This window comes from Umezakia ovalisporum Ak1311 (assembly GCF_029891685.1).
GTDB classification, from domain to species: Bacteria; Cyanobacteriota; Cyanobacteriia; order Cyanobacteriales; family Nostocaceae; genus Umezakia; species Umezakia ovalisporum.
In genome coordinates this window covers 33,827-58,652 of sequence record NZ_JANQDJ010000041.1, presented here as the reverse complement: position 1 = coordinate 58,652, position 24,826 = coordinate 33,827, and the positions used below count along the sequence as shown (strand labels likewise).

Below are 24,826 nucleotides of genomic sequence, written 5' to 3'. Positions count from 1 at the left end.
CAACTAGAAGCCGGGGGATTCTTGCTTCAAAGGGATTCCAATGAATTTACCCGCGCTAAGGCGCCGCTTTGCTAACAGCAAGCATCTTCACCGTCTGCTCGACGGCTGCAAGTCCCCTAATCAGAACTACTTGCTCAACTAGCATTCTTCAGCCCGATTAATTTGCACTAAAAGCCATCTTGACATTGACTAGGGTAACTCTACTGATGTTGGTTTGGCGATATGTGGTAGACCCCAACCAAGCTTTTCTCGCAAGATGCGGAAAAATTCCGGTGGTTGCAGGCGAATGAATCGTGCACTGTACTGCGATCGCTCTAAATTTACCCGATTTTCTGGGAAGACATAACATCCCCCATTACCGTCTACCACCATTACCAACCGAGGAATATTCACAGGGTAAATATTCACTGTTTCTGTATCTGGAAACACTAATGCCCGTGAAGCTAAGGAGTGAGGGCAAATGGGTACTAACTGCAACACAGGGACACCGGGACTTATGACTGGCCCACCTGCACTCAACGAATAAGCCGTTGAACCTGTGGGAGTAGAAACTATTACACCATCTGCGGCAATATCTACTGGTGCATGTCGCCCCACGGCAATTTCAAAATGGCACATTGAGGTCAATGGTTCCCGATGCAAAACCATTTCGTTTAAGCACAGAGCTTCCCAAAGCACTGTTTCTCCACGAAACACCTTCACCGTGAGCATGGCTTTTTCTTCAATTTCATACCCACCCGCCATCACCTGTTCTATTGCTTGAGGCAGTTGATTGATATAAGTTTCAGTCAAAAATCCCATGTGACCAGTGTTCACCGCTAACAGTGGAATACCAGTGGGAGCAACTTGACGAGACGCTGCTAAAACAGTGCCGTCTCCCCCCAACACTACAGCAAACTGCATTTCCGAGTCAAAACCGGGGGGAGTCAATCCTTCTATTGGGGTGTGACATACAGGACTTTCTGGGTTAGAGTAGCCCAATATGCCACCGATACTTGTGGTGACAATTACATTCCAACCGGCTGCGGTTAGCTTGTCTTGCAGTTCGATAGCGATACGAGCCGCTATCGGCTTAACGTCATTGTAGATAATGCCTGCTTTCGGCACACTCAAATATCCAAGTTTTGGCAATGCTTACTACTTATGTCATCGTGACATATTTTGGACAATGTAGTCATTAGTCTGCAAAAAATTTGGACTCAACCCCATTTCCTCAACGGCTGGAAACTTTGATCACCCATGACTAATGACCAAGAATTTTATTGACTGTTTACTTTGGAAGATTGTTTAAACGGAGTTTTTTTGGGTTTTTCTTTTTTCTTTTTAGATTTATTTTTCTCGTAGTCCAGCTCTTTCAGCTTCTTCATAATGCGACTGAAATACTCTTGCAGGTAGCTTTCCAGGGTTGTAGTTTCTCCTTTGTCTAACCCAAACACTTGGTACACCTCATCCATGGGAGCATTTAACGGTTTACCACTGGCTAAAACCTCTGTAAACTCCAGTCTGTCTGCAACGTTCCACCCCCACTGAAAAAACCGGATGACGCTACGTATAGTACGCAAGAAGTTAATTGGCATACGGGTCACTTTAGCTTCTTTTCCAGACAAACCCTCGCACAAACTGATAATTTCCTCTGCACTCCAAGCCCGAGTACCCACCACCGGGAAAGCTTTTTTCTCTGTTTCTGGTACACTCAAACTGCGAATAGCAAATTTAGCGATGTCTTGAGTATCCATATAAGCCACCGGCGAAGAAGTACCAGTTACCCAAACTGGCTGATTTTCTAAAATGGGAATACCATACTGACCGATTAAGCCTTGCATAAACCCAGCCAGGCGTAAAATTGTGTAATTTATACCAGACTCAGCTAAAAAGACTTCTGTACACCGCTTAATTTCCATCAGAGGCACTTGTGGATACTGATCAGCACCGAGAATAGAAAAGAATATAAAACGTTCTACACCCGCAGTTTTTGCCGCTTGAATTAATGCTATCTGTCCATCCCAATCCACCTGTTTAATAGTCAGTGAATCTGTAGCACGAGATGTGGCAGCATCAATGACTGCTGTGATACCTTCCATCGCTACCGTCAGACTTTCGGGGTTACACAAATCCCCCCAAACTAATTCAGCCCCCCATTCTTTCAGAAACGCAGCCTTTTTCGTACTCCGTACAAGACAACGTACTTTGTGCCCCTCATCGATAGCACGACGAGCCACTTGTCTTCCTAAGGTGCCAGTAGCACCGACGATCAATAAAGTCATGAGGGTAGTAATAAATTTTTTAACTTTTATGAAATGAATCTTAACAGAATTAGCTCTGTAAACAAAAGTTTACATTAGTTTATTAAACTTAATTGATACAGAGAAAAAGAACTAGGGAAAATTGCGCCACTATGGGAACCGCCACAGAAGATAACTTTATTCAATATCTCTCTGTTCCAGTTCCCAGTTGTCATCCTCAGAGGATTATTCCTCTGCACCCTGAATTTTCAGCAACAAAGCACCTAAAGCCCAACCCACGAAAATTAAACCGAAAGACAACAGCGCTGCATTTAGAATTTCGCCGCTCATTAGTGTGATTCTCCTTTGCGAATGGTTAATTAGAAGTGATTCTAAAGGTTTACCTTTAGATTTCGTCTTTTTACCTTGTTTCATCAGACTGGATTCATGACTCCAGTCTAATTTTCACCAGTCCGACTGAAAATGTTCACAATTGCTCACATTCTCTTGTTCCCTCAACCTAGAAGTGTCCCCACATCTAGTCCACAAGCTGACACCACCAATTTGGTTGCCTGCTGTCGTTCCAGGTATTTGAATTTTATGTCTACCAATTGCCTGATGCAGATTCAGGTAAACTAGCTCTACAAAGGCTAATCTTGGATTAGACCCGTGTAAATAATTCTAAACCAGTTTTATGCTCAATCTCTAATTTTCAGTCAAGGCACTCCCTTGACTACAGCTTTATTCCAGAATTTTATGTATCAAATCAATCAAAATTATACCGTAAATTTGAGTAACAAAAATCCTCCACGTTTAGCCCTCACACTAGGAGATCCCGCCGGAATTGGGCCAGAAGTAATTTTAAAAGCTTTGGCAGACCAAAATATTAGTAACAATTGCCACTTAACAGTGGTAGGTAGTAGAGACTTATTACTAGGGGTTTATGAACAGCTCAATTCAACACATTTAGCCAATCCAGAGCACTTACAAGTGCTAGATGTGCCGTTAAACAGCGAAACAGCCAACAACATTATTATAGGTACAGGTAATGCAGCTAGTGGTGCAGCGAGTTTTGCCTATATGGAACAGGCCATCGCCTGCACATTGTCCGGTGAATTTGATGCCATTGTTACAGCCCCCATCGCTAAATCTGCTTGGCAGTTGGCAGGTCACAATTATCCCGGGCAAACAGAACTTCTAGCAGAAAAGTCAGCTGTTGACCGTTTCGGGATGTTATTTGTAGCGCGATCGCCTCACACCGGTTGGACACTCCGCACCTTACTAGCTACCACACATATTCCCCTTTGTCAAGTAGCCGATACATTAACACCACAGTTATTAACGAGTAAATTAAATTTACTGGTGGAGTGTTTAGCACAAGACTTTGGCATAGAAAATGGCAGAATTGCCATCGCAGGTTTAAATCCCCACAGTGGCGAACAGGGACAACTAGGAAGTGAAGAACAAGATTGGTTAATTCCCTGGTTAGAACAAGAACGAATAAATCGTCCTCACTTCCAACTTGATGGACCAATCCCACCAGATACAATGTGGGTTAACCCCGGTCAAGCCTGGTATGGTAATTCCTCAGCTCACAATCCCGCCGATGCCTATTTGGCACTGTACCACGATCAAGGTTTAATTCCCGTGAAATTGATGGCCTTTGACCGTGCAGTTAACACTTCCATCGGTTTACCCTTCGTACGCACTTCACCTGATCATGGCACAGCGTTTGATATTGCCGGTCACGGAATTGCCGATGCTACAAGTATGAAAGCAGCCATAGAATTGGCCACTGAGTTAGTTAGTCAAAGGGTATATAAAACCCAGACAGGTGTACTATCTCCCCGACCAAAACACTGGGAAAATGTCAACAAAAATCTGTAGTTTTTCAGTCAATAGTTGCTAGCAACTATTGACTGTGCAATTAATGTTCAAACAAATCCTTAAATTGCAACAAATCTAACGTCACTAAAGTCGGTAAGACTTGAAAGCATTCTTGAGCAAGTTCCCAACGCTCTTCTCGTTTGAGCATTTCCATCAGCTTTTGCTGTACACTGATTAGGTAGCGAACATCATTGGCAGCATAATTCAATTGCATCTCAGATAAATTACCCGCGTTACCCCAATCGGAACTTTGAGCGCTTTTATCCAATTCTATGTGTTCTAACTCTAGCACTACATCTTTAAGTCCGTGACGATTGGTGTAAGTACGAGCCAGCTTACTAGCAATTTTGGTACAAAAAACATTTTGAACGTGAATTCCTAGGTTATGGCGCAAACTAGCAAGATCGAAACGAGCAAAGTGAAAAACTTTAACCACATTCACCGCTTCCAAAAGTTTTTTTAAATTTGGCGCTGCGTTTTGCCCTTTAGCTATGGGAATTGCTGTTACTTCACCCATGGGATTGCATAGCTGCACCAAACACAAGCGATCGCGGTGCGGTAACAATCCCATGGTTTCCGTATCCACAGCGATGACATCGCATTTTAAATACTCAGCCAGAACAGCATCCCTCAAGTCGCCATCGCTTACTTGAAAATCTTGTAATGTCATGAATCACCCAATAATAAATGCAGTGTCTTTTAGAGAAAAATACCATGAGACACCACATTATATATTGTGCAAAAATTCAGCCAATTAATCTATCTAGTACGAAGGAAAATTTGAGTCAGGTAAACTTCCCCTTGTTGATTGGTAGCCACACCAATCCCCGTGAGGTCGTAATCACCTTGAATATTCTTTAAATGTCCGGGACTTTCCAACCAACCGATAACAGCTTGACTAGCAGGATTACTGTATCCCTGATTGACCGCGAGATTTTCTGACGCATTGTTGTAACGAAGGGGAATAGCAGAGATTCGCTGTTCAAATCCGTCATGGCTAAAAGGAACTTTACCATTAGCCATATTTTCACTATGAATTCTTGCCTGTTGAGTAATATGTGCATTTAAGTTCAACTTTGGCAGTTGATGAGAAACTCGATATCGATTAATGTCATCAAAAACGAATTTTTCTAGGGCATTAGTTTCAAATGTATTAGTTAATGTTGCAGCCTGACTAGAAGGAATTAACAACGGTTGATTACGAGTGGTTTGTTCTTGAGAAGTTTTACCTGTGATGGGAGCATTCATCAATCCACTCGTAATGACAAGCGTACTTAAAGCGATGCCAAAAGCAGGTTGTCGGAACATGGACAGTCGCCTGATGTGTGTACTTGTTTGACTTATACTCTAATTTCTTGTTCTAAGAATACATAACAGGATACTATTCGCAATTGATCAAATTCAGTCATTTTGGCAAAGAGTTTACAGAAAAAATAACTTAACTATTCCTGTGGTAAATATTTAAGTAAGTCCCCCTTAGGTGGGATGCTATTCTTAAGCAACAATTCACCAATGCTTTCTCACAATTTGGCTCAATTCTACCAGCATTACAATAGCCAAGAACTTTTCCAACTTCAATGATGTGAAAATTTAGCTAATATCAAGTTTAATTGACATACTCACCGACCTAGAACCTCCTTTGACTACTTAGCCCTCAAAGCTTTCTCTTTGTTACTCATCGCGACAAAAATTTTCACACCCAAATCCACACCTATACGTTGGTTTTTAGGAAGAAAAGTATATTTCCTAGCTTAACTACCACCGCAAATCACCCCTAATTCCAATGATTTCTATTTTGTTACTGCGGAAGTGATCCCTTACTTCTAATTCAGCCTCTAAACTGCTAGTGAACTATTGCTGATTTATTAAGCTTTGTAAAGCATACTTTTGAGCAATTGAGCAAATCAGCCCTTTACGTGAGATGCTGGTGGATTGATTGGTGAGTATTTGCAGATGTCTGTTGTTTCTAGCATCACTGTTACCGTTCCAGCCACAACTGCTAACCTGGGCCCCGGTTTTGACTGCATCGGTGCAGCTTTAACGCTGTACAATCAGTTCAAGTTCACTCGGTTAGAAGAAGATGGATTAATCATTTCTGTCACAGGTACAGAAGCGCAAAGAGTGCAAACCGATGAGAGTAATCTTTTGTATCAAGGGTTTGCAAAGTTATATCAATATATAGGAGAAACACCGCCATCGGTAAAAATAGAAATTCAGCTGGGTGTACCCTTGGCTAGGGGTTTGGGTAGTTCAGCTACAGCCATTGTTGGCGGGTTAGTTGCAGCTAATCAACTGGCGGGGGCGCCTTTGAGTCAGTTGCAGGTGATGGAATTAGCGATCGCCATGGAAGGACATCCTGATAATGTAGTACCAGCACTATTGGGGGGATGTCGTTTGGCTGCTACCAGTACCGATGGTTGGGAAATTTGCGATATTCCCTGGTGTGGAGAAATTGTACCAGTGGTAGCTATTCCTGATTTTGAGCTTTCCACTGGTGAAGCCCGGCAAGTTCTACCCACTCAAGTGAGCCGTGCAGATGCAATTTTTAACACAGCACATCTGGGATTATTGTTACGCGGGTTGCAAACTGGCAATGGCCAATGGTTAAAAGCAGCTTTGCAAGATAAATTGCATCAGCCATATCGTCAAGAGTTAATTCCTGGTTACGATGCTGTGAATACAGCCGCTGTCAAAGCCGGTGCTTATGGCATGGTCATTAGTGGTGCAGGCCCCACACTATTAGCTTTGGTAGATCAGTTATATTCCCAGGCTGTACAAGAGGCAATGTTATCAGCTTGGCACTCAGCAGGAATCATGGCAGTTGTGCGATCGCTTTCTCTGGACACCCAAGGTGCAAGCTACCAAGGATAAACCGCAATGACTAACCAACTTCATACAGAAATCAGTAACCTGAAGGCACAAATTCAGGCGCTCCAGCAAGAACGCGCTACGCTCACCACCAATAATGTATTTTCTGACAACAGTGATTCACCTTCAGCAATGGTTGAAGCTTATCGCCGCCAAGCCAGAGAAAATCCCCAATTATACGTGGAAATCAAAGGTATAGACGATGCGATGGCTGCCCTGGAAGTACAGCTAGGACAAAAACAAGCTGAGTTAGAACGTTGGCAAAATCAATCAACACAACCCACCCCAGAGCAGGAGTTAGAATCAGCCAGAAAAATAGCTCAACTTCATGCCCAACGCATTAATCAACTCGCCGGAGAACTAGCGATGGAAATCCGTCTGCTCAAATCCTGTGCTGATTATTTAAGTCCCATGTATTGGCAAGTCTACTACAAGCCCTTTATTACTGGCTTTAAGACAATCTCAGTTCCCCATGTTCGCTCAGATGGGGAAGTCTGGACCATTGTTAATCGGATTGTGTGAACCCCAATACAAACCATCCCCACCTAAAACTCCTTTAGGTGGGGAATTTTGCCAATTTTGTTTAAGTCTCACAGTGTCTGCATTGAGCCAAGACTATGAATATCATAATTGAAATCACTGGCTAAAGCCACTTTATTTATGCCATTTTTTGTTGACGTTGCAAAAATTTACAATTAAAATGGTTTCCACAGGAATGAGTAAGTATTTATTCCTATAAATTTCTCCAAAGGCAGATATTAGGGATAAATAACATTTACAAAACTACAAATTCCTTAATATAATAAAAACATAAGCAAAAAGTTGAATTGATTATCAAAAGTAATGAATGCTATTGAATTTCCTTGGCTATCAGCCATAATCTTATTGCCGTTGGTGGCAGCCCTGGCGGTACCTTTAATCCCAGATAAAGAAGGAAAGACTGTTCGTTGGTACGCTCTGGGAGTTGCCATCGCGGACTTTGCCTTGATGATTTATGCCTTTTGGTATAGCTACGACTTCCAAAACTCCACACTGCAACTGGTAGAAAAGTATTCTTGGATTCCACAGTTAGGTTTAAATTGGTCTATCGGGGTTGATGGCTTATCCATGCCCTTAGTCCTGTTAACAGGTATAATCAACACCCTCGCAATTTTCGCGGCTTGGAAAGTTACAAACAAGCCGCGATTATTTTATGGCTTGATGTTGGCGATGTACAGCGCCCAGCTTGGTGTATTTGTAGCCCAGGATTTACTACTGTTCTTCTTAATGTGGGAAATCGAGCTAGTACCTGTGTACCTACTGATTTCCATCTGGGGAGGGCCAAAGCGTCGTTATGCAGCTACTAAATTTATTCTTTACACAGCAGCAGCATCAATATTTATCCTGGTAGCTGGGTTCGCAATGGCATTCTCAGGAGATACCGTCACCTTTGACATGGCAACTTTGGGAATGAAGCAATACCCCAAAGCATTTGAACTATTAACTTATGCAGGTTTCTTAATTGCCTTCGGTGTCAAGTTACCCATTTTCCCATTACACACCTGGTTACCCGATGCCCACGGTGAAGCATCTGCACCTGGTTCTATGATTTTAGCTGGTGTGCTGTTAAAAATGGGTGGTTATGCACTCATCCGCATCAACGTCGAAATGTTGGCTAATGCGCACGTTTCCTTTGCCCCAGTCCTAGCAGTTTTAGGTGTAGTCAACATTGTCTACGGTGCTTGCTGTGCTTTTGCCCAAACTAACCTCAAACGTCGCCTGGCTTACTCCTCAATTGCCCACATGGGATTTGTATTAATCGGTATTGCCTCCTATACAGAAATCGGCGTTAGCGGTGCTGTACTACAGATGGTTTCTCACGGTTTAATCGCCGCTAGCTTGTTCTTCTTATCTGGTGTAACTTACGAACGTACCCACACCTTAATGATGGATAAAATGGGCGGTATGGCCAAGGTAATGCCCAGAACCTTCGCATTATTCACTATTGGTTCAATGGCTTCTCTAGCTTTACCAGGAATGAGTGGCTTTGTGGGTGAGTTGATGGTATTCCTCGGTATCGCCTCCAGTGATGTTTACAGTTCCAGCTTCAAAGTTGTTGTTATTCTCTTGTCAGCAGTTGGCGTGATTTTAACTCCAATTTACTTACTGTCAATGCTGCGTCAAGTGTTCTACGGTCAGCAAAGCCAAGAATTACATTTAGATGCTGTAATTGATGACATCAAACCCCGGGAATTGTTTATCACTGCTTGTTTAATACTTCCCATTATCGCTATTGGTTTTTATCCCAAATTGATTACGCAAACTTATGATGTGAAGACGGTTGATCTAGCTGTCCATGCACGTCAAGTTCTACCAGTTGTAGCACGTCAGCAACCAACAAGTTTGTACTCACGTGTTTTCACAGCACCAACGTTAGCTTCATCTCAAGTTGATACTTTAGTTAATATCTCAGAGTAAATATCATACCCAATAAGGGTGTTGCAAGTAAATTTTAAATATGAGGGGAAATAGGGTGGTCTTCTAACCACCCTTAAATTTTTATTTTTTATGTTTATGTTTTGACGGTGAATGTACAATATCCTTGTCTAAAAGCAGGGGAGTGTCAACTATTGGGCACAAATATCTCTTTCAATCAAAGATAAAAATGATAGTGGTTGGCTCATATTAGCAGCAAAGCCCAGAATTCCTCGGTCTCGATGCTCGTAAACTAACTGGCCTTTTGTGTCAAACAGAAAAGTTCCACCGCGCTGAGTTAAATAGGTAGCATCAGGTACATAAATGTGCCAATTTTTCAGCACTTCCATCATATTACGTAGGCGTAGAGTAGCTAATTCAAAAGGACGTTGAAAACCACTCCCCCCTGCTAATTGGAAAAACGAGCCTTGAAAAGCAGGTAGAGGAGCAGCTTGAATAATTTCATCATCCCTCATCAGTTGAGGGGCTTGGCGATCTCCCTTGTATCCTCGAAAAACTTCCGCCAGGGTTCCCGGACTTCCAATCCCAGCACACATCAATAGCAGATTTAGCCAAGCTTTTTGACACCGAGAAAGTCCGGGTAGAGACACATTCAGACCAGAATAAAGATTGAGTTGACAATGTAATTCTGCATTCGGTTCAACAAATAAATTTTCAGGCGGAAATCCTGTATACTCACAGAATTTTTTTCCAGAGCTTAAGTTACCAATTCCCACTGCACGAATAGCGAGTTTTTTATCTGTCAACTGTTCAGCTGCTCGCTGTAACCACCACGCATATTCTAGACTATCAAAATCCCCAAGTTGCGGCCAGACTAAAACAAGGATATGTGAGGCAGTCTCGCAATTTTCTAAAAGCGATCGCGTCATGCCATCACTAACACGCTGACGTTTGGTGTGATTAAAAATAGCGTAGGGATTCATCAGAAGGTATTAACTGCTGTTTAGCTCAATTTTACCCCAATTTATCAATATTTATGTTGACTTTACAAGGTAAATTATCGCCATTTTAAACGGTGCTTTACATCTGCTACGTTGATGACTGCTGCAACTAACTTGTAGCAAAACCTTTTTTCTTGACCAGAAGATATGAAAGGTTCTCCCAGGCTGATAGTAAGTCTGAATTGATCCGGCTCAAAGTTATCCAAGTGTAATTCTTGTATAACTGCTTGAGAAGAATATGTTCCCTCTTCAAAATAATCAAGTTTATCTGTCCACATAGGATCAGTAATCGGTAAATCATAAAAAGTTCCAGATAAACAGAAACGACATCTGAATTTCTTTTCATAGAACTTTTTTTTAACTTGCCACTCAATTTTTTCTGGTTTTATCAGTGCTAGTGAAGACTGAGCAGGTGATTTTTCTAAATTTTCATAACAAATTTTTTTATCTGAACTACCCAACAGTTCTGGATAACAAGAATGTCAGAAGTGTTGAATCCTGCAATAAAAATTTACAATTTTTGCGTTTTATCCAGATATAGAGTCATTAATTGCTCAAATTTTGTATCACCGACCCACAACTTGGACAGTCAACAGTCAACAGTCAACATTTCTGCAAGAATGTCTTTTAATTTCTTGTTTTAGCAACCTTTGAGCTTGACTTAAAGTTAAACTTCCTAATACTTGCCATAATTTAGTAGAATCTATTAACCAATTTTCAGGTTGATGACATTGAGGAGCGGGTTTAATACATGGAATTCTGATAATGTCAAAAAGTTCAGGTTCTCTGTCATCCCTGAAAGTGTAATGTTCTGGATATAAGGTACCATCTTCTTCGTTAGAAACAGGACGTAGCCACCCTGAACCATCGGTTTTTAAACCAGCAATACAAATTCCACCATGTTTAGTAGATTTAGCGAGGCAGATAATTTCAAAAACAAGCATTCTGAACCCCTAATTAGCACCCTTTTCAAGATTACGTTTAAAGGTGATGAATTTTGATTTCTCTGTCTAACTTACTTTGTAAGTACTCAGCAACTAACCTGCGATGGCAATTATGAGGTTTTGCTTCACTACACAATAGACAAGCCTTATCTATAAGGTCTAAATTAACCTTCTTCTCAATCTCTCTCTTTGTGAGCAGTTCATTGAACCTTTTTTCATATGTTGTCCAGTTAATTTTATTTTTTTTATATTCCTCCAGAATATCTTTAGTTGGAGCTAAATCTAGGATATGAATATATTCAATTTCTGCTATTTTCCCCAGAAAGTACTCCAAGTCATTCTTTTTGGTAAAGCCTGCTAATTGGGAAACATTATTCAAACGAGTATCAATAACTCGCTTCACACCCGCTTTGATAAGTGTTTCAAAAAATAACTCAGCTTTTTTTTGGGTAAAGCCAATAGTAAATAGATTAACTTGCTTGCTCATGAGAATCTTCTGTATCAGAATATTTCTGTTCTACATAGGCTATTTTTTCACCTTGTAAATGATATGCTTTTTGCAGCAATTCCTGACGGGAAAGATGTTTTTCTACAGTATCTGTGGGTCTGATATCAAAAAGAGAAAGCTGTTTGACATGATTCTGATCATCCGGCAAAAATTTATATAAATTGTGCTGCTTTAAAAGTCTATTTTCTAAACATTCATGTGATTCCAAATCACCATTTTTATGAATATGGTTAATTTCTAAATCAGTTTCTTGCAAATGTGGACAAACTAAAATAGCTCTATGGCAAACAATAGGGTCTTGTTCAGCACACATTAAAGTAATTTGATATTTTTTAGCACCTTGGATGAGACGATTTAACCCGGTTGCAAAACCTTTTGTCGCACTAATTAAATCATAACGAGCCATACCATCTACATAGCAGGTTCGATCATCAGGACGAGCGCCTAAATTGTCGCCAAGGTTAACATATGCAATACCTACAGTTTGGAGTGCTTTTTTAAAAGTAGATTGATTGAAATGTGGCCATCTGCGGCTATAAGGGCTAGAACGAACATCTGCTACAGCAGTAATTCCATGTTGCTGCAAAAGTGCAATAAAATTTGCAATTGAATGATTGGAGTGTCCAATCGTGAACATTTTCATAAATTTTGATACTGTTTGAGTAATGGACAAATTTCCCAGCGTACTGCCACAATAAAAAAGCGGGCTAACCGCTCATAATGTGGTTAACCCGTTCAGTTTTGGGAACGCGTTGGGAAATGTTTATTGCAATACCAACTTGACGTTGGCGTTTTGCAGGCCGCGCTGTTTTACTTCAGACAAAGTTTTGTTAACAGCGTACTTTTGGTTGATGGAGTTGATCAACTCGGTTTGGTTATGCTTCTTAGCAACGCCCCACAGGTCAGCAATTAGGTCAAAGGAACCATCGCTATTGCGAGACCAACCTAAATCATATTCACCTTCCAAAACAGCTACGATGTCGGAACGAACGCGCTGACCATTATAACCACGAACATCAGCTTCAGTCTTCACGGTAATACCAAGGTCGCGCAAAGAAGACTTGAGGATTTCAGCATCAGTGATTTTGGTACGCAGTGTGCTAAAATGAGACATTTGGTTTTCCTCCAGTGAGAAGAGTGAGAAAAAAGACAACGGTTTTTTGCGGAAGCCGCTGTGAGCGGAATGCGGCTTTTTCTCGTAACTGCTAGCTTTTTGGGCTAGCCTTTGCCCCTGGTGTTAGCAGGGGAAAGCTTTTAAAACTCCATGCGCTGATATTCAGCAACGGAGGCTGCTGCGGGTCTTGCCCGTTGTCTAGCCCAATCCCTAAGGGCTGTCACCTGTTCTTGCATAGTCCGAGACAACGGCAGAGTTGCTTTCAGTGCAGCAATAATATCTAATTGTGTAAACTCGCGGTCCTGGGCGAAGGCTTCATACATTGCCGCCACAAGTGCTTGTTCAATTTCTGCCCCAGAGAAGCCGTCAGACATCTTGGCTAATTGCTCAAGATCGAATCGGGAAATGTCTTCACGACGCTTGGTGAGGTGGATTTTGAAAATATCCTGCCGTTCTTCGGCTGTGGGCAGATCCACAAAGAAAATTTCGTCAAAACGTCCTTTCCTTAAAAATTCTCCAGGCAAGCGTTCCACTCGGTTAGCAGTTGCCATGACAAACACCGGAGATTTTTTATCTTGCATCCATGTGAGGAAAGAACCAAAGATTCTACTTGAAGTACCACCATCAGAATCAGATGAACCTGAGCTACCCGCAAAGGATTTATCTAATTCATCTATGAACAGAATCGCTGGAGAGATAGATTCTGCTGTTTTTAGGGCATTACGTAGATTCGCTTCACTTCGTCCCACCATTGAGCCGTCATATACTCGCCCCATATCTAGGCGTAATAATGGCAAACCCCATAGTCGGGAGGTGGTCTTGGCAATTAATGACTTTCCGCAACCAGGAACACCAAGAATTAGCATTCCCTTGGGTTGGGGCAAACCATACTCTCGCGCTCTTTCCGTAAAAGCGTTAGAGCGCTGTTTTAGCCACCTTTTTAGTTCTTCTAACCCACCTACAGCATCAATGGTTTCATCTTCTTCTATGTATTCTAAAATACCATTGCGCCGAATAAGTTGCTTTTTCTCAGATAGAACTATATCCACTTCTTCTTCCGTGAGGCGCCCTCTAGTTACCTGTGCCTTACGGTACACCTTCTCAGATTCGTCTTTTGTTAAACCCAAAGCCGCTCTGAGAAGCTTTTCTCGCGCCTCGGTTGTTAGCCGTCTACCTCGATTTTGCTCTAAATGGTAAGTTAAAACTTTGTTTAGCTCTGCCATATCTGGCAATTTGAAGTCCAGGACTACAACTTCTTTTTCAAGTTCAATGGGAACTTGTTGCATGGGTGACATCAAGATGATGTTTTTCTGCATTCCCTTGAAACTAGCGATAGCATCACGCAGCGACCTTGTTGTTGCAGGTGCATCAATAAACGGATGTAAATCTTTAAGAATAAATATACCGGGTTCCCTTTGCCGAATGATCCACTCAATAGCAGCTTCGGGAGAAACAGTATTGTGTTGGGTGACGTTCCGGGGTTGACCATATTCCACGATGCCGTGAGTTACTGTCCAGACGTATACGCGGCGTTGGGGCTTTAATAATTGGGCGATTATGGAAATTGCCTGTTCCGCCCGTTCTTCCTCGGAGGTCACAAGGTAGATCAGAGGATATTGAGCTTGAATTAAGATATTGAGCTCTTCTTTCATACAATCGACCTGCTTGAGACCTTATACAGTAAAGACATCGTTTCTTGGTTGCGGCAACCGAATTGTGAATTGTTCATTCACCATTCTTACCTAGCAAGGAACCAATTCTTCCTCACCCTTGGGATGAGTTTCATCTTTTTCCATTTCGTCAATGGATAGATGCTCGGTAAGCACTCCTGGTTGACTGCTCATGGCAATCAGTTCTCCATCACGTAATACTAATGAACTCTCACAATCTGGACAGGAGTAAATGCGGTGCGTTCTTCCACAAGCAGAAGCTTCAACGGTTTCCTCAACTAGTTCTGAATTAGCTAAGTAGAACACTAGGGCACGTTCCGCAAGGTTTGACATCGGTTCGGAATCAATAACTGAACGAATCTTCAGTTTCTTATGAATTTCTGGCGACAGATACAAAGTAACCTTTTGCTTAGTTTGCATATCACTCTTTAACGGCCTTACCCGGGTATGTATATTACGTTATCCGTTGCTTCCTCTGTTGTCAAGACGTTAAAACGGTTTGACGGTATTTTTGTTACATTTATTTACATTTAATCAATGATTTGCGAGGGCAATAGTGAAAAAACTGAGTTACTTCTGAAACCTTTGCTCATGATTTACCGTATAATTAGGCAGTAATAAAAATACAGCGATTTGTTCATAAAAATCAAAATATATCTTAATTATGCAAAATAAATGACTTTAACAATAAATATAATCATGTCTATTACTACAGTAAAAACCTGTAGGTTAAGAAAAAATATTTATACTAAAATTCAAAGATTGTGCAGTAACACTGTGCTGTTATTGAGTCTGTGGAGTTGTAGTACAACCACCTTCTCCATTACTCACGTGACATGGAACACTTATAATAATTCCCGCTATGGTTTTCAGTTTCCATATCCCAGCAATTGGAACCCTTTGCCATCAACGGCAAATAATGACGGGATTGTATTGGTATCACCAAGAAATAACTCTGTGGAAATTCGGGCATGGGCTGGGAATCGGCTACCTGAATCCATAAGACAAAATAGTAAAACGACAATCAACCCCAACTTTCACACAGCCCAAGGTGTACCCGGAGTGCTACTGGTGGAAAGTGACCAGCAAATAACTTCAATGAAATTGAGCCTCACTCAAGATCAAGTGGAATATCACTGGCAAGCACGAAGCCAGAACCAACAATTTTCAGATTATTATCATTTGTTCTACTACATTGCCCATCAGTACCAAATTCGGCGGTAGGAGTAGATGAGAAGGTCACGACAAAGCCCAGAGTGATGGATTTTTACAAGAATCATGGTTAATAAGGTACACAAACCTGGTAGATTTAGCTATCAGCGAGTAAAAACTGGTAAAGATGAAAGTCCTGGTTATTGGTGGTGATGGTTATTGCGGTTGGGCAACTGCACTTTACCTTTCCAACCGAGGTTATGAGGTTGGAATTTTAGATAGTTTGGTGCGGCGGCACTGGGATAATGAATTGGGGATCGAAACTCTGACTCCCATTGCACCAATTCAGCAACGCCTCCAGCGCTGGCAAGATTTGACAGGTAAATCTATCGACCTATTCGTTGGCGATATTACTAATTACGAATTCCTCAAGAAAGTTTTACACCAATTTGAACCTAACGCCCTAGTGCATTTTGGTGAACAACGATCTGCACCCTTTTCCATGATTGACCGAGAACACGCCGTTCTCACTCAGGTCAATAACGTAGTCGGCACATTAAATTTGCTCTACGCCATGCGAGAAGATTTTCCAGATTGCCACATGGTCAAACTGGGAACAATGGGTGAATATGGAACACCCAACATTGACATTGAGGAAGGGTACATCACAATTGAACACAACGGTCGCAAGGATACACTACCCTATCCAAAGCAGCCTGGTTCAATGTACCACCTGAGCAAAGTACATGATAGTCACAATATCCATTTTGCTTGCCGTGTTTGGGGACTGCGGGCCACAGACTTGAATCAAGGGATAGTTTATGGCGTTCTCACCGAAGAAACCGGCATGGACGAAATGTTAATTAATCGCCTTGATTATGATGGGGTGTTTGGCACAGCGCTAAATCGTTTTTGTATTCAAGCTGCCATCGACCACCCTCTTACCGTCTACGGTAAAGGTGGACAAACTCGTGGATTCTTGGATATTCGCGACACGGTGCGATGTATAGAACTAGCGATCGCCACCCCAGCCCAAGGGGGGGAATTCCGGGTATTTAACCAATTCACTGAATTATTCAGCATTGGTGACCTAGCGTTAATGGTCAAAAAAGCTGGGAATGCTCTGGGACTGAATGTAGAAATCAATCATCTGGATAACCCCAGAGTTGAAAAAGAAGAACATTACTTCAACGCTAAAAATACTAAACTCTTAGATTTAGGTTTGCAGCCCCACTATCTCTCTGATTCCTTGCTTGATTCTTTGTTAAACTTTGCTGTCAAGTATAGAAAACGAGTTGATACCAAGCAAATTCTGCCCAAGGTTTCTTGGCACAGAAATTAAGTTAAAGCCTACTAAAAACTGTTTGTCATGTCTTAGCAAAACATGATAAACAGCTGATTTTTCCTGTTCATCAACTAATCAACTATGTATTTTCTGGGCATCCTCCCCATTTTTATGTATTTTGTGGGCAGGATGCCCACTTTCACCTCACAGGCCTGAGTTAACCATAGACCTGTGGTCTGCGGACTATTGAAGGCAATGCCAAAAAATCTGGGATTATCTGCTTGTATATTTTTTTATGAGAATTGCCCTATTCACTGAAACCTTTCTCCCCAAGATTGACGGAATAGTAACGCGCCTGCGCCATACTGTTGACCATCTTCAGCGTAATGGTGACCAAGTACTAGTGTTTGCTCCTGATGGTGGGATTACTGAACATAAAGGAGCCAAAGTTTACGGCGTTAGTGGCTTTCCTCTGCCATTGTATCCAGAGTTAAAAATGGCCTTACCCCGTCCTGCTATTGGACAGGCTCTAGAAAAATTTCAACCAGATATTATTCATGTCGTCAATCCAGCTGTTTTAGGATTAGCTGGGATTTTTTATAGCAAGATGCTCAATACCCCCCTGGTAGCTTCCTACCATACCCACTTACCTCAATATCTCCAGCATTACGGTTTAGGAATGCTCGAAGGCTTTCTGTGGGAATTGCTAAAAAGCGCTCATAATCAAGCAGCTTTGAATCTTTGCACCTCCACAGTGATGATGGAAGAATTAACAGGACACGGTATTGAACGGGTAAATCTATGGCAAAGGGGTGTGGATACAGAATTATTTCATCCTGATTTAGCTAGTTTAGAGATGCGATCGCGGCTGTCTCAAAATCACCCAGACAGTCCCTTGCTGTTGTATGTTGGTCGTCTTTCCGCCGAAAAGGAAATTGAGCGTATTAAGCCTATATTACAAGCCATTCCCGGTGCCCGGTTGGCATTGGTAGGTGATGGACCCCACCGTCAAGAACTAGAGAAACATTTTGCAGGCACTCCCACCCATTTTGTTGGCTATCTGACTGGGAAAGAATTAGGTTCTGCCTTTGCTAGTGCTGATGCCTTTATTTTTCCTTCTCGTACAGAAACACTAGGCTTAGTTTTGCTAGAAGCAATGGCATCTGGATGTCCAGTGGTAGCAGCCCGTTCTGGGGGAATTCCTGATATTGTCACAGACGGTGTAAATGGCTGTCTTTTTGAACCAACAGCAGATATTCAAGATGCCATTAATGCTACTGTCAGTTTGCTAGAACACAAACAAGAACGAGAAGTTATCCGTCAAAATGCCCGTAGGGAAGCAGAAAAGTGGGGATGGTCAGCCGCCACTTCTCAGCTCCAAAATTATTATCAAAAGCTGTTATTTTCATGACATATTGAACCACGAAAAAACACCACTCCAAAGTGTGGAAATGGTGTATGAGTAGTCATAGTTATGAAATAACCCTGCTAATTGTTCTGTCTCAACTCTTACTGTCCTTATCATTATCTTCAAAGGGATTGTCGCCAATTTGCAGTTGTTGTTTTGTTCTTTTCAACTGTTGCCACAAAGCTTTGATTTCTTCGTAAGCTTCATCTGGGGTTAATTTACCACCTGTTTCTAAATTACAGATGTAACTGATACGTTGAGCAAATTCCTGCAAATTGGCATTAAAAACCAAGTTTTCAGGCTTTACATGACCATAGTAGCGTCCACGAGGATAGAGAAAATCATCTTTGTTCATTACTTTTTCTCCATATTATTTAAATATTGTTACTCTTCGAGGTATTTCCCAGAAATAGATTCTCCAAATTCCATATGCAACATAAATTCTATTTTTTTGTCTTCTTGTTGGTGACACCGGGAGAGTTAAATAAGCTCAAAGGTATATAGGACAAGGTTTTTCACCCTATATTTCCCTTTTCCCAGGTCTCGGATCAATGGCTACCAGAGATTGTAGAGAACTTAAAGCATAAGGAATAGCAGACGTTGCAGTATATTAACATAACCTTTTCCACTAAGCGACCATTTTCAGTGGGTAGTCTATGCCATGGTTTCTGCCTCTCCTACATTAGAAATTATAGTATATATATATACTGTAACCTTATTTACCCATAGAGTGGTTGTCGTTCTTAAGGAGAGATTTCTAATGTCATATAAAATTACGGGGAAAGTTTACGACTCTGAGACCGGTTTAGGTATCCCTAATCTTATCGTTCAAGCTTTTGATAAGGATATGTTCAAGGATGATAATTTAGGGAAAACAATCACAAATAGCGAAGGCAAATTTGAAATAAATTACACCGAAAAAGACTTTAAAGGCATTCTTGAAGGCGAACCCGATTTATATATCATCATCAAAACAGGCGATGGTGTCAATACCTTATATAACGGCGAAAAAAACATCCGTCGTCGAGCCAAGCGCCACGAAAATTTTGACATAGGGATTCCCAAATCAGCTTTTGTTGCTCAAATCAAAGATGATAAACAATTGTTAAAAGTGCTCTTTGGTGTTGCCTGGTTAGATGGAGTCCTGGAACCAGGAGAACTACTATATTTGCAGCAACTAGCCCATCAAAAAGGACTAGCAGAAAATTCAGAAATCAAACCTTTATTAGCAGGTGAACCAGTCCAGTGTCAGGAAGCTTACAGCTGCTTACAAGCATACTTAGGAACTAATCCCAGTGATGAAGATTATGATGAACTATGTCAATTACTGGAAACATTAATTGCCCTCGATTCAGTATTAGAAGGTATCGAAACAGAACTTTTAGTCAGCATACCCAAAAGAGAAAATCGCCAACTAGCCCTTAGACAACGCCTACTAAGTGCTTTTCTCGATCCGCAATTTCTAGCGAAATTAGCTACACCGAAAATCCCAACTAGCGATGCAGTACAAAAAAAAGGTGCCTATTCAGATACACCTTACCGTGTGATGAGTCAGCTGATTGATAAAATTGAACCTCCGGAAATCAAGGAGATTCAAAAAACCTTAAATAGGTTGTTTTTACAAGAGAACTTTGCCCCGGTTAAAGAAGAAATTACCGCTGATGATTTGCCCGTCATTGGCCAAATTCCCCAAGAATTATCGGGAATGTTTTTACGCATTTCCCCCAATCCTCTCTTCCCACCGATTGGACTATATCACTGGTTTGATGGTGATGGTATGTTACATGGAGTAAACATCAAAAATGGTCAAGCTAGCTACCTTAACCGCTACGTTGAGACGGAAACCCTAAAAATTGAAAAACAACAAGGCAAAGCAATTTGGCCAGGTTTACTCAACCTACCTCGGTTTGACTCGCCTTACGACATCATGATTAAAAATCCTGCCAACACATCTGTAATTTGGCATAGTGGGAAACTTTTAGTCTTGTGTGAGGCGGGAGTACCCCATCATGTTCGAGTCCCAGACCTAGAAACCGTTGGCGCCTACACCTTTAACAATCAACTCACTTGTGCTTTTACAGCTCATCCCAAAATAGATGCTGTCACCGGAGAAATGATGTTTTTCGGCTTTTCTCCCATTGCTCCACCTTACCTATCCTATGGGGTAGTCACAGCAGAAGGGGAAATTACTCGCATTGTCCCCATTGAGTTACCTGCGCCTGTAATGATGCATGATTTTGCTATTACGGAAAATTACTCAATTTTCTTGGATATGCCCCTCACCTTCAAGCCGGGACAAATGATCAAAGGTGGAATTCCCCTAGCATTTGATGCCACACGTAAAAGTCGTATTGGCATTATGCTACGTCATGGGAATAACAGCACTCTACGCTGGTTTGAAGTGGCAACTTGCATGGTTTATCATACTGTCAATGCTTACGAAGAAGGAGAGGAGATAGTTCTGTTAGGTTTGCGGATGCCTTCAACTAATCTCTTAATTCCCGATGATAGTGACAGCGGTAACAGTTCTGAGAACGAAATTGCGAAAATGTGTCGCTGGCGCATTAATCTGAAAACAGGAGCTATCACGGAACAATTGCTTGACAATCAAGTTACAGAATTCCCCCGAATTAATGATCAGTTCGTTGGGCGCAAAATGCGTTACATCTACGCTGGACAAGGGGCAGTTTACGCCAGTCCCAAACCCTTGCTTGATGGGGTCAAAAAATATGATTTAGAAAAAGGCACTACTGAAAGCTGTTTCTTTGGGCGTGGTCGTTTTGGCGGTGAATGTGTGTTTGTTCCTCGTCCTGGAGCAACTGTTGAAGATGATGGTTGGGTAATCACTTACATTCACGATACTATTGCCAATCAGTCAGAATTACTAATTTTAAATGCCCAAAACATCACATCCGAACCTGTAGCCCGGGTTATTCTTCCTCAACGTGTACCCTTTGGTTTCCATTGTGCTTGGGTTTCCTCTGAACAAATGGCAACTCAGAAAATTTAGCTAACTTAACTAGGGAGCAACACGATTTTGTTAGATCATCGCTCCCTAGCCTCTGCCCTCATCCTTTGATACGTACTGGATATCAGCCAAGAAACCATAGCCAACTCACTGCCAATGGCGGATATTCAATAACTAAAGATAAAATAGTTAGGCCTGAAACGGCGAAAATAGCCCACTGCCGAAAACTTGAGTATCATGTCTGTTTATTCCAAAGCTTACGAAGGCAAAGCTAAAATTCTTTATACAACAGACGATCCAGAAGTCTTGTTGGCTGATTTCAAAGACGATGCCACTGCTTTTAATGCCCAGAAACGTGGCAGTATTATCGACAAAGGAAAAATTAACTGTAGCATTTCTAGCCAGCTATTTCAGCAGCTAGAAGCCCATGGTATAAAAACACACTATATTGACACGCCTCAACCGCATCAAATGCGAGTCAAGGCTGTCAAGATTTTGCCACTAGAAGTAGTTGTCAGAAATATTGCGGCTGGTAGTCTGTGTCAGCAAACAGGATTACCGTTGGGCACAGTTCTCAAACAACCTTTGGTAGAGTTTTATTACAAAAACGACCAATTAGGAGATCCACTGTTAACACGCGATCGCTTATTTCTGCTAGAACTAGCAACACCGGAACAACTAGATACCATTCATCATCTTGCATTGCAGGTCAACGAGTTTATGGGTGGCTTTTGGCAGCAGTGTGGCATTACCCTAGTGGATTTTAAACTAGAATTTGGTTTGGACTCACAACAGCAGATCATCTTGGCGGATGAAATTAGCCCTGATACTTGCCGTTTGTGGAATACAGCGGAAGCAGACCCCCAAGAGCGGGTTATGGATAAAGACCGCTTCCGTCGGGACTTGGGGAATGTAGAGAATGCTTACCAAGAAGTTTTACAACGAGTGCTACAAGCAGTAGAAAGTAAAACTTAAATTTGTCAAAACAAAGTTGATTTTCACTGATGTCTTTGAACTGATTAAGTAAATAGGCAATAGTAAAAACTTTATTTTGACCTGATATCTTTTGCTAAAGACCATAATTGCCTTGTGATGGTGTGTGGATGTGAAGAGGAATTTAAATAAAATGCGTTTAACTCCTGTATGGGTAGTGGCCGTAGCAATTGCAGCACCCCTAGGCGGTTCCCTCAGTGGCAATGCCCAAACTATTAATAGTTCAGAACAGATTCCAGGGGTTTTCACACCTGAAAGTGAAAATTTGGAATTTGAATTTCATTCCAACTCCACAAAGGTTCAATCCCTTGTCAAAGTTTTTCCAGGACAATCAGGGGAGAAGACAACATCAAAGGTGGTAATCCCCACCTTGACAACGCCGCCAATTGCCCAAACCTCTGAGACAGCCTCAAATTTCCTCACTCAAAAGCTTAATTCGGTTTCCGAAATACCTCCAGTCCTTGGCCAGGGGAGTACCTCACCGACACCTGAAACTACCCCCAATCAACAAAATCCTAACACTCCCAACCCTACACCCAATGGCGATGAACGTCGGGTGTTGGTATCAGAAGTACTTGTCAAACCTGAACAAGGACAACTGTCACCGGAATTGGAAAATCAAGTTTACAGAGTAATTCGTACTCAACCAGGTCGGATAACAACCCGCTCTCAATTGCAACAAGATATCAACGCCATCTTTGCCACTGGCTTCTTCGCCAACGTTCAAGCAGTACCAGAGGATACACCTTTGGGTGTGCGGGTGAACTTTATCGTCCAGCCCAACCCAGTCCTGACGAAAGTAGAAGTACAAGCTAATCCGGAAACTGATGTTCCTTCTGTATTACTTCCTAGTACTGTGGATGAAGTTTTTCGTGAGCAATATGGTCAAATCCTCAACCTGCGGGAATTGCAAGAAGGTATCAAAAAGTTAACCGAAAAATATCAAGAAAAAGGTTACGTACTAGCAAACGTCGTCGGCTCACCACAAGTCTCGCAAACCGGGGTTGTTACCCTGGAAGTAGCCGAGGGTGTGGTGGAAAATATTAAAGTGCGGTTTCGCGATCGCGAAGGTCGGGACACAGACGAGAAAGGAGAACCAATTCAGGGTCAAACACAGGAATACATAATTCAGCGAGAATTAGAGTTAAGTCCAAAAGATGTATTTAACCGCAACATAGTACAAAAAGACTTACAAAGGTTATTTTCATTGGGGCTATTTGAAGATGTCAATGTATCCCTTGATCCCGGTACAGACCCCACAAAAGTTGATGTCATCGTCAATGTCACCGAACGTAGTACTGGTTCAATTGCGGCGGGAGCTGGGTTCAGTTCTGCCAGTGGACTATTTGGTACTGTGAGTTATCAGCAACAAAACCTGGGGGGAAGAAATCAAAACCTAGGAGCAGAAGTACAATTGGGACAACGGGAACTGCTGTTTGACCTCCGGTTTACAGACCCCTGGATCGCAGGAGACCCCTATAGAACTTCTTATACAACTAATCTGTTTCGCCGCAGTTCCATCTCATTGGTTTTTGATGGACAGGATAATGAGATTAGGACATTTCAACCAGGAGAGCCGGAAGGCGATCGCCCCCGTGTTCTTCGCCTTGGTGGTGGTGTCACTTTTACCCGTCCATTATCTCCTAATCCCTATGAAAGATCGCAATGGACTGCTTCAGCAGGATTACAATATCAGCGAGTTTCTGCCCGTGATGCCGATGGTAATCTCACACCACAAGGAGCCGTGTTCCAAAATGGAGCCCCCGGAGAACAAGTGCCACTCACCTTCTCAGGGGAAGGTGAAGATGATTTAATGTTATTACAACTAGGGGCCCAGCGGGACCTCCGTAATAACCCTTTGCAAACAACTACGGGTTCTTTTTTGCGTTTTGGGGTTGACCAATCTGTACCTTTAGGACTAGGTAATATTTTCCTGACTCGATTACGCGGTAGTTATAGTCAATACATACCAGTTAAGTTTACTAATTTTGCTCCGGGGGCACAAACTCTGGCATTCAACCTGCAAGGCGGTACAGTTCTAGGTGACCTACCTCCCTATGAAGCTTTTACCCTTGGTGGTAGCAACTCGGTTCGGGGTTACGAAGAAGGAGCTTTAACCAGTGGACGTAGTTACCTACAAGCATCTGTTGAATATCGCTTCCCTGTGTTCTCAGTAGTCAGTGGGGCAATGTTTTTTGATGTCGGTAGTGATTTAGGAACTACAACTAAAGCCGCCGACGTACTCAACAAAAACGGTAGTGGCTACGGCTATGGCTTGGGTGTGCGTGTCCAATCGCCATTAGGGCCCATTCGTATTGACTATGGCATTAACAATGATGGTGATAGTCGCATCAATTTTGGCATTGGGGAAAGGTTCTAAGTCCTCATTGG

The 24,826-nt window shown here is 42.0% G+C and carries 24 protein-coding genes; 10 read left to right on the top strand and 14 right to left on the bottom strand.

The annotated features are described in order from the left end of the window. Positions 1 to 189: 189 nt before the first annotated feature. From NWP25_RS06400 to petM, 3 genes are all read right to left on the bottom strand, one after another. Positions 190 to 1,107 carry an NAD(+) kinase gene (locus NWP25_RS06400; RefSeq protein WP_280650535.1) on the bottom strand — a complete coding sequence of 306 codons (918 nt, stop codon included), beginning with the start codon at positions 1,105 to 1,107 and terminating at the stop codon, positions 190 to 192. Between the two features lie 152 nt (positions 1,108 to 1,259). Continuing rightward, complete coding sequence (locus NWP25_RS06395) at positions 1,260 to 2,264, bottom strand: SDR family oxidoreductase (RefSeq protein WP_280650536.1); 1,005 nt, start codon at positions 2,262 to 2,264, stop codon at positions 1,260 to 1,262. Between the two features lie 204 nt (positions 2,265 to 2,468). After that, entirely contained in the window at positions 2,469 to 2,573 is a 105-nt protein-coding gene (petM, locus tag NWP25_RS06390; protein ID WP_206264527.1) for a cytochrome b6-f complex subunit PetM, read from the bottom strand. 405 nt (positions 2,574 to 2,978) lie between these two features. Between petM and pdxA the strand changes: the two genes are divergently transcribed. Beyond that, positions 2,979 to 4,109 carry a 4-hydroxythreonine-4-phosphate dehydrogenase PdxA gene (gene pdxA, locus NWP25_RS06385; protein WP_280650537.1) on the top strand — a complete coding sequence of 377 codons (1,131 nt, stop codon included), beginning with the start codon at positions 2,979 to 2,981 and terminating at the stop codon, positions 4,107 to 4,109. 40 nt (positions 4,110 to 4,149) lie between these two features. On the opposite strand, the gene NWP25_RS06380 is transcribed toward pdxA, so the two are convergent. Together NWP25_RS06380 and NWP25_RS06375 are read right to left on the bottom strand one after the other, a co-directional pair. Next, positions 4,150 to 4,779 (bottom strand): ribonuclease D, encoded by a 630-nt coding sequence (locus NWP25_RS06380; RefSeq protein WP_280650538.1) that lies wholly within the window; start codon positions 4,777 to 4,779, stop codon positions 4,150 to 4,152. Between the two features lie 89 nt (positions 4,780 to 4,868). Beyond that, the gene (locus NWP25_RS06375) at positions 4,869 to 5,417 is read right to left on the bottom strand and encodes a CAP domain-containing protein (RefSeq protein WP_280650539.1); all 549 of its coding nucleotides are present in this window, start codon (positions 5,415 to 5,417) and stop codon (positions 4,869 to 4,871) included. A 645-nt stretch (positions 5,418 to 6,062) separates the two neighbouring features. On the opposite strand from NWP25_RS06375, the gene thrB reads away from it, so the two are divergent. The 3 genes from thrB (at position 6,063) to NWP25_RS06360 (ending at position 9,434) form a co-directional block, all read left to right on the top strand. Further along, positions 6,063 to 6,980 (top strand): homoserine kinase, encoded by a 918-nt coding sequence (thrB, locus tag NWP25_RS06370; protein WP_280650540.1) that lies wholly within the window; start codon positions 6,063 to 6,065, stop codon positions 6,978 to 6,980. Between the two features lie 6 nt (positions 6,981 to 6,986). Beyond that, complete coding sequence (locus NWP25_RS06365; RefSeq protein WP_280650541.1) at positions 6,987 to 7,499, top strand: hypothetical protein; 513 nt, start codon at positions 6,987 to 6,989, stop codon at positions 7,497 to 7,499. A gap of 321 nt (positions 7,500 to 7,820) precedes the next feature. After that, positions 7,821 to 9,434 carry an NAD(P)H-quinone oxidoreductase subunit 4 gene (locus tag NWP25_RS06360; RefSeq protein WP_280650542.1) on the top strand — a complete coding sequence of 538 codons (1,614 nt, stop codon included), beginning with the start codon at positions 7,821 to 7,823 and terminating at the stop codon, positions 9,432 to 9,434. A gap of 149 nt (positions 9,435 to 9,583) precedes the next feature. On the opposite strand, the gene NWP25_RS06355 is transcribed toward NWP25_RS06360, so the two are convergent. The 8 genes from NWP25_RS06355 to NWP25_RS06320 form a co-directional block, all read right to left on the bottom strand. Continuing rightward, the gene (locus NWP25_RS06355; RefSeq protein ID WP_280650543.1) at positions 9,584 to 10,375 is read right to left on the bottom strand and encodes a peroxiredoxin-like family protein; all 792 of its coding nucleotides are present in this window, start codon (positions 10,373 to 10,375) and stop codon (positions 9,584 to 9,586) included. 74 nt (positions 10,376 to 10,449) lie between these two features. Next, complete coding sequence (locus NWP25_RS06350; RefSeq protein ID WP_280699032.1) at positions 10,450 to 10,854, bottom strand: dual OB domain-containing protein; 405 nt, start codon at positions 10,852 to 10,854, stop codon at positions 10,450 to 10,452. A 135-nt stretch (positions 10,855 to 10,989) separates the two neighbouring features. Continuing rightward, complete coding sequence (locus tag NWP25_RS06345; RefSeq protein WP_280699030.1) at positions 10,990 to 11,337, bottom strand: dual OB domain-containing protein; 348 nt, start codon at positions 11,335 to 11,337, stop codon at positions 10,990 to 10,992. A 37-nt stretch (positions 11,338 to 11,374) separates the two neighbouring features. After that, positions 11,375 to 11,824: a DUF488 domain-containing protein gene (locus tag NWP25_RS06340; RefSeq protein WP_280650545.1), complete on the bottom strand. Its 450-nt coding sequence runs from the start codon at positions 11,822 to 11,824 to the stop codon at positions 11,375 to 11,377. After that, positions 11,808 to 12,518, bottom strand: a complete 711-nt coding sequence (locus tag NWP25_RS06335; protein WP_280650546.1) for a DUF488 domain-containing protein — start codon at positions 12,516 to 12,518, stop codon at positions 11,808 to 11,810. The genes NWP25_RS06340 and NWP25_RS06335 overlap by 17 nt, the downstream gene beginning before the upstream one ends. 90 nt (positions 12,519 to 12,608) lie before the next feature. Then, positions 12,609 to 12,959, bottom strand: coding sequence for a DUF1257 domain-containing protein (locus NWP25_RS06330; protein ID WP_200989473.1), 351 nt, complete (start codon positions 12,957 to 12,959; stop codon positions 12,609 to 12,611). 140 nt (positions 12,960 to 13,099) lie between these two features. Beyond that, positions 13,100 to 14,611, bottom strand: a complete 1,512-nt coding sequence (ycf46, locus tag NWP25_RS06325; protein WP_280657260.1) for a stress-responsive protein Ycf46 — start codon at positions 14,609 to 14,611, stop codon at positions 13,100 to 13,102. Between the two features lie 90 nt (positions 14,612 to 14,701). Further along, the gene (locus NWP25_RS06320) at positions 14,702 to 15,049 is read right to left on the bottom strand and encodes a hypothetical protein (protein ID WP_280650548.1); all 348 of its coding nucleotides are present in this window, start codon (positions 15,047 to 15,049) and stop codon (positions 14,702 to 14,704) included. Between the two features lie 279 nt (positions 15,050 to 15,328). Here NWP25_RS06320 and NWP25_RS06315 point away from each other — a divergent pair, with 279 nt between their 5' ends. The 3 genes from NWP25_RS06315 to NWP25_RS06305 all read left to right on the top strand — a co-directional run bounded on the left by NWP25_RS06315 (position 15,329) and on the right by NWP25_RS06305 (position 18,477). Next, the gene (locus tag NWP25_RS06315; RefSeq protein ID WP_280650549.1) at positions 15,329 to 15,853 is read left to right on the top strand and encodes a hypothetical protein; all 525 of its coding nucleotides are present in this window, start codon (positions 15,329 to 15,331) and stop codon (positions 15,851 to 15,853) included. A gap of 115 nt (positions 15,854 to 15,968) precedes the next feature. Then, positions 15,969 to 17,123, top strand: coding sequence for an NAD-dependent epimerase/dehydratase family protein (locus NWP25_RS06310; RefSeq protein WP_280650550.1), 1,155 nt, complete (start codon positions 15,969 to 15,971; stop codon positions 17,121 to 17,123). A gap of 238 nt (positions 17,124 to 17,361) precedes the next feature. Further along, the gene (locus NWP25_RS06305; RefSeq protein WP_280650551.1) at positions 17,362 to 18,477 is read left to right on the top strand and encodes a glycosyltransferase family 4 protein; all 1,116 of its coding nucleotides are present in this window, start codon (positions 17,362 to 17,364) and stop codon (positions 18,475 to 18,477) included. A 91-nt stretch (positions 18,478 to 18,568) separates the two neighbouring features. Here the strand turns inward: NWP25_RS06305 and NWP25_RS06300 are convergent, their stop codons facing one another. Beyond that, positions 18,569 to 18,829, bottom strand: a complete 261-nt coding sequence (locus NWP25_RS06300) for a DUF7219 family protein (RefSeq protein WP_280650552.1) — start codon at positions 18,827 to 18,829, stop codon at positions 18,569 to 18,571. A gap of 405 nt (positions 18,830 to 19,234) precedes the next feature. On the opposite strand from NWP25_RS06300, the gene NWP25_RS18505 reads away from it, so the two are divergent. The 3 genes from NWP25_RS18505 (at position 19,235) to NWP25_RS06285 (ending at position 24,815) form a co-directional block, all read left to right on the top strand. After that, positions 19,235 to 21,484 (top strand): carotenoid oxygenase family protein, encoded by a 2,250-nt coding sequence (locus NWP25_RS18505; RefSeq protein ID WP_313959003.1) that lies wholly within the window; start codon positions 19,235 to 19,237, stop codon positions 21,482 to 21,484. A gap of 195 nt (positions 21,485 to 21,679) precedes the next feature. Beyond that, positions 21,680 to 22,417 carry a phosphoribosylaminoimidazolesuccinocarboxamide synthase gene (purC, locus tag NWP25_RS06290; protein WP_280650553.1) on the top strand — a complete coding sequence of 246 codons (738 nt, stop codon included), beginning with the start codon at positions 21,680 to 21,682 and terminating at the stop codon, positions 22,415 to 22,417. A 151-nt stretch (positions 22,418 to 22,568) separates the two neighbouring features. Next, positions 22,569 to 24,815 carry a BamA/TamA family outer membrane protein gene (locus NWP25_RS06285; RefSeq protein ID WP_280699027.1) on the top strand — a complete coding sequence of 749 codons (2,247 nt, stop codon included), beginning with the start codon at positions 22,569 to 22,571 and terminating at the stop codon, positions 24,813 to 24,815. Positions 24,816 to 24,826 lie beyond the last annotated feature (11 nt).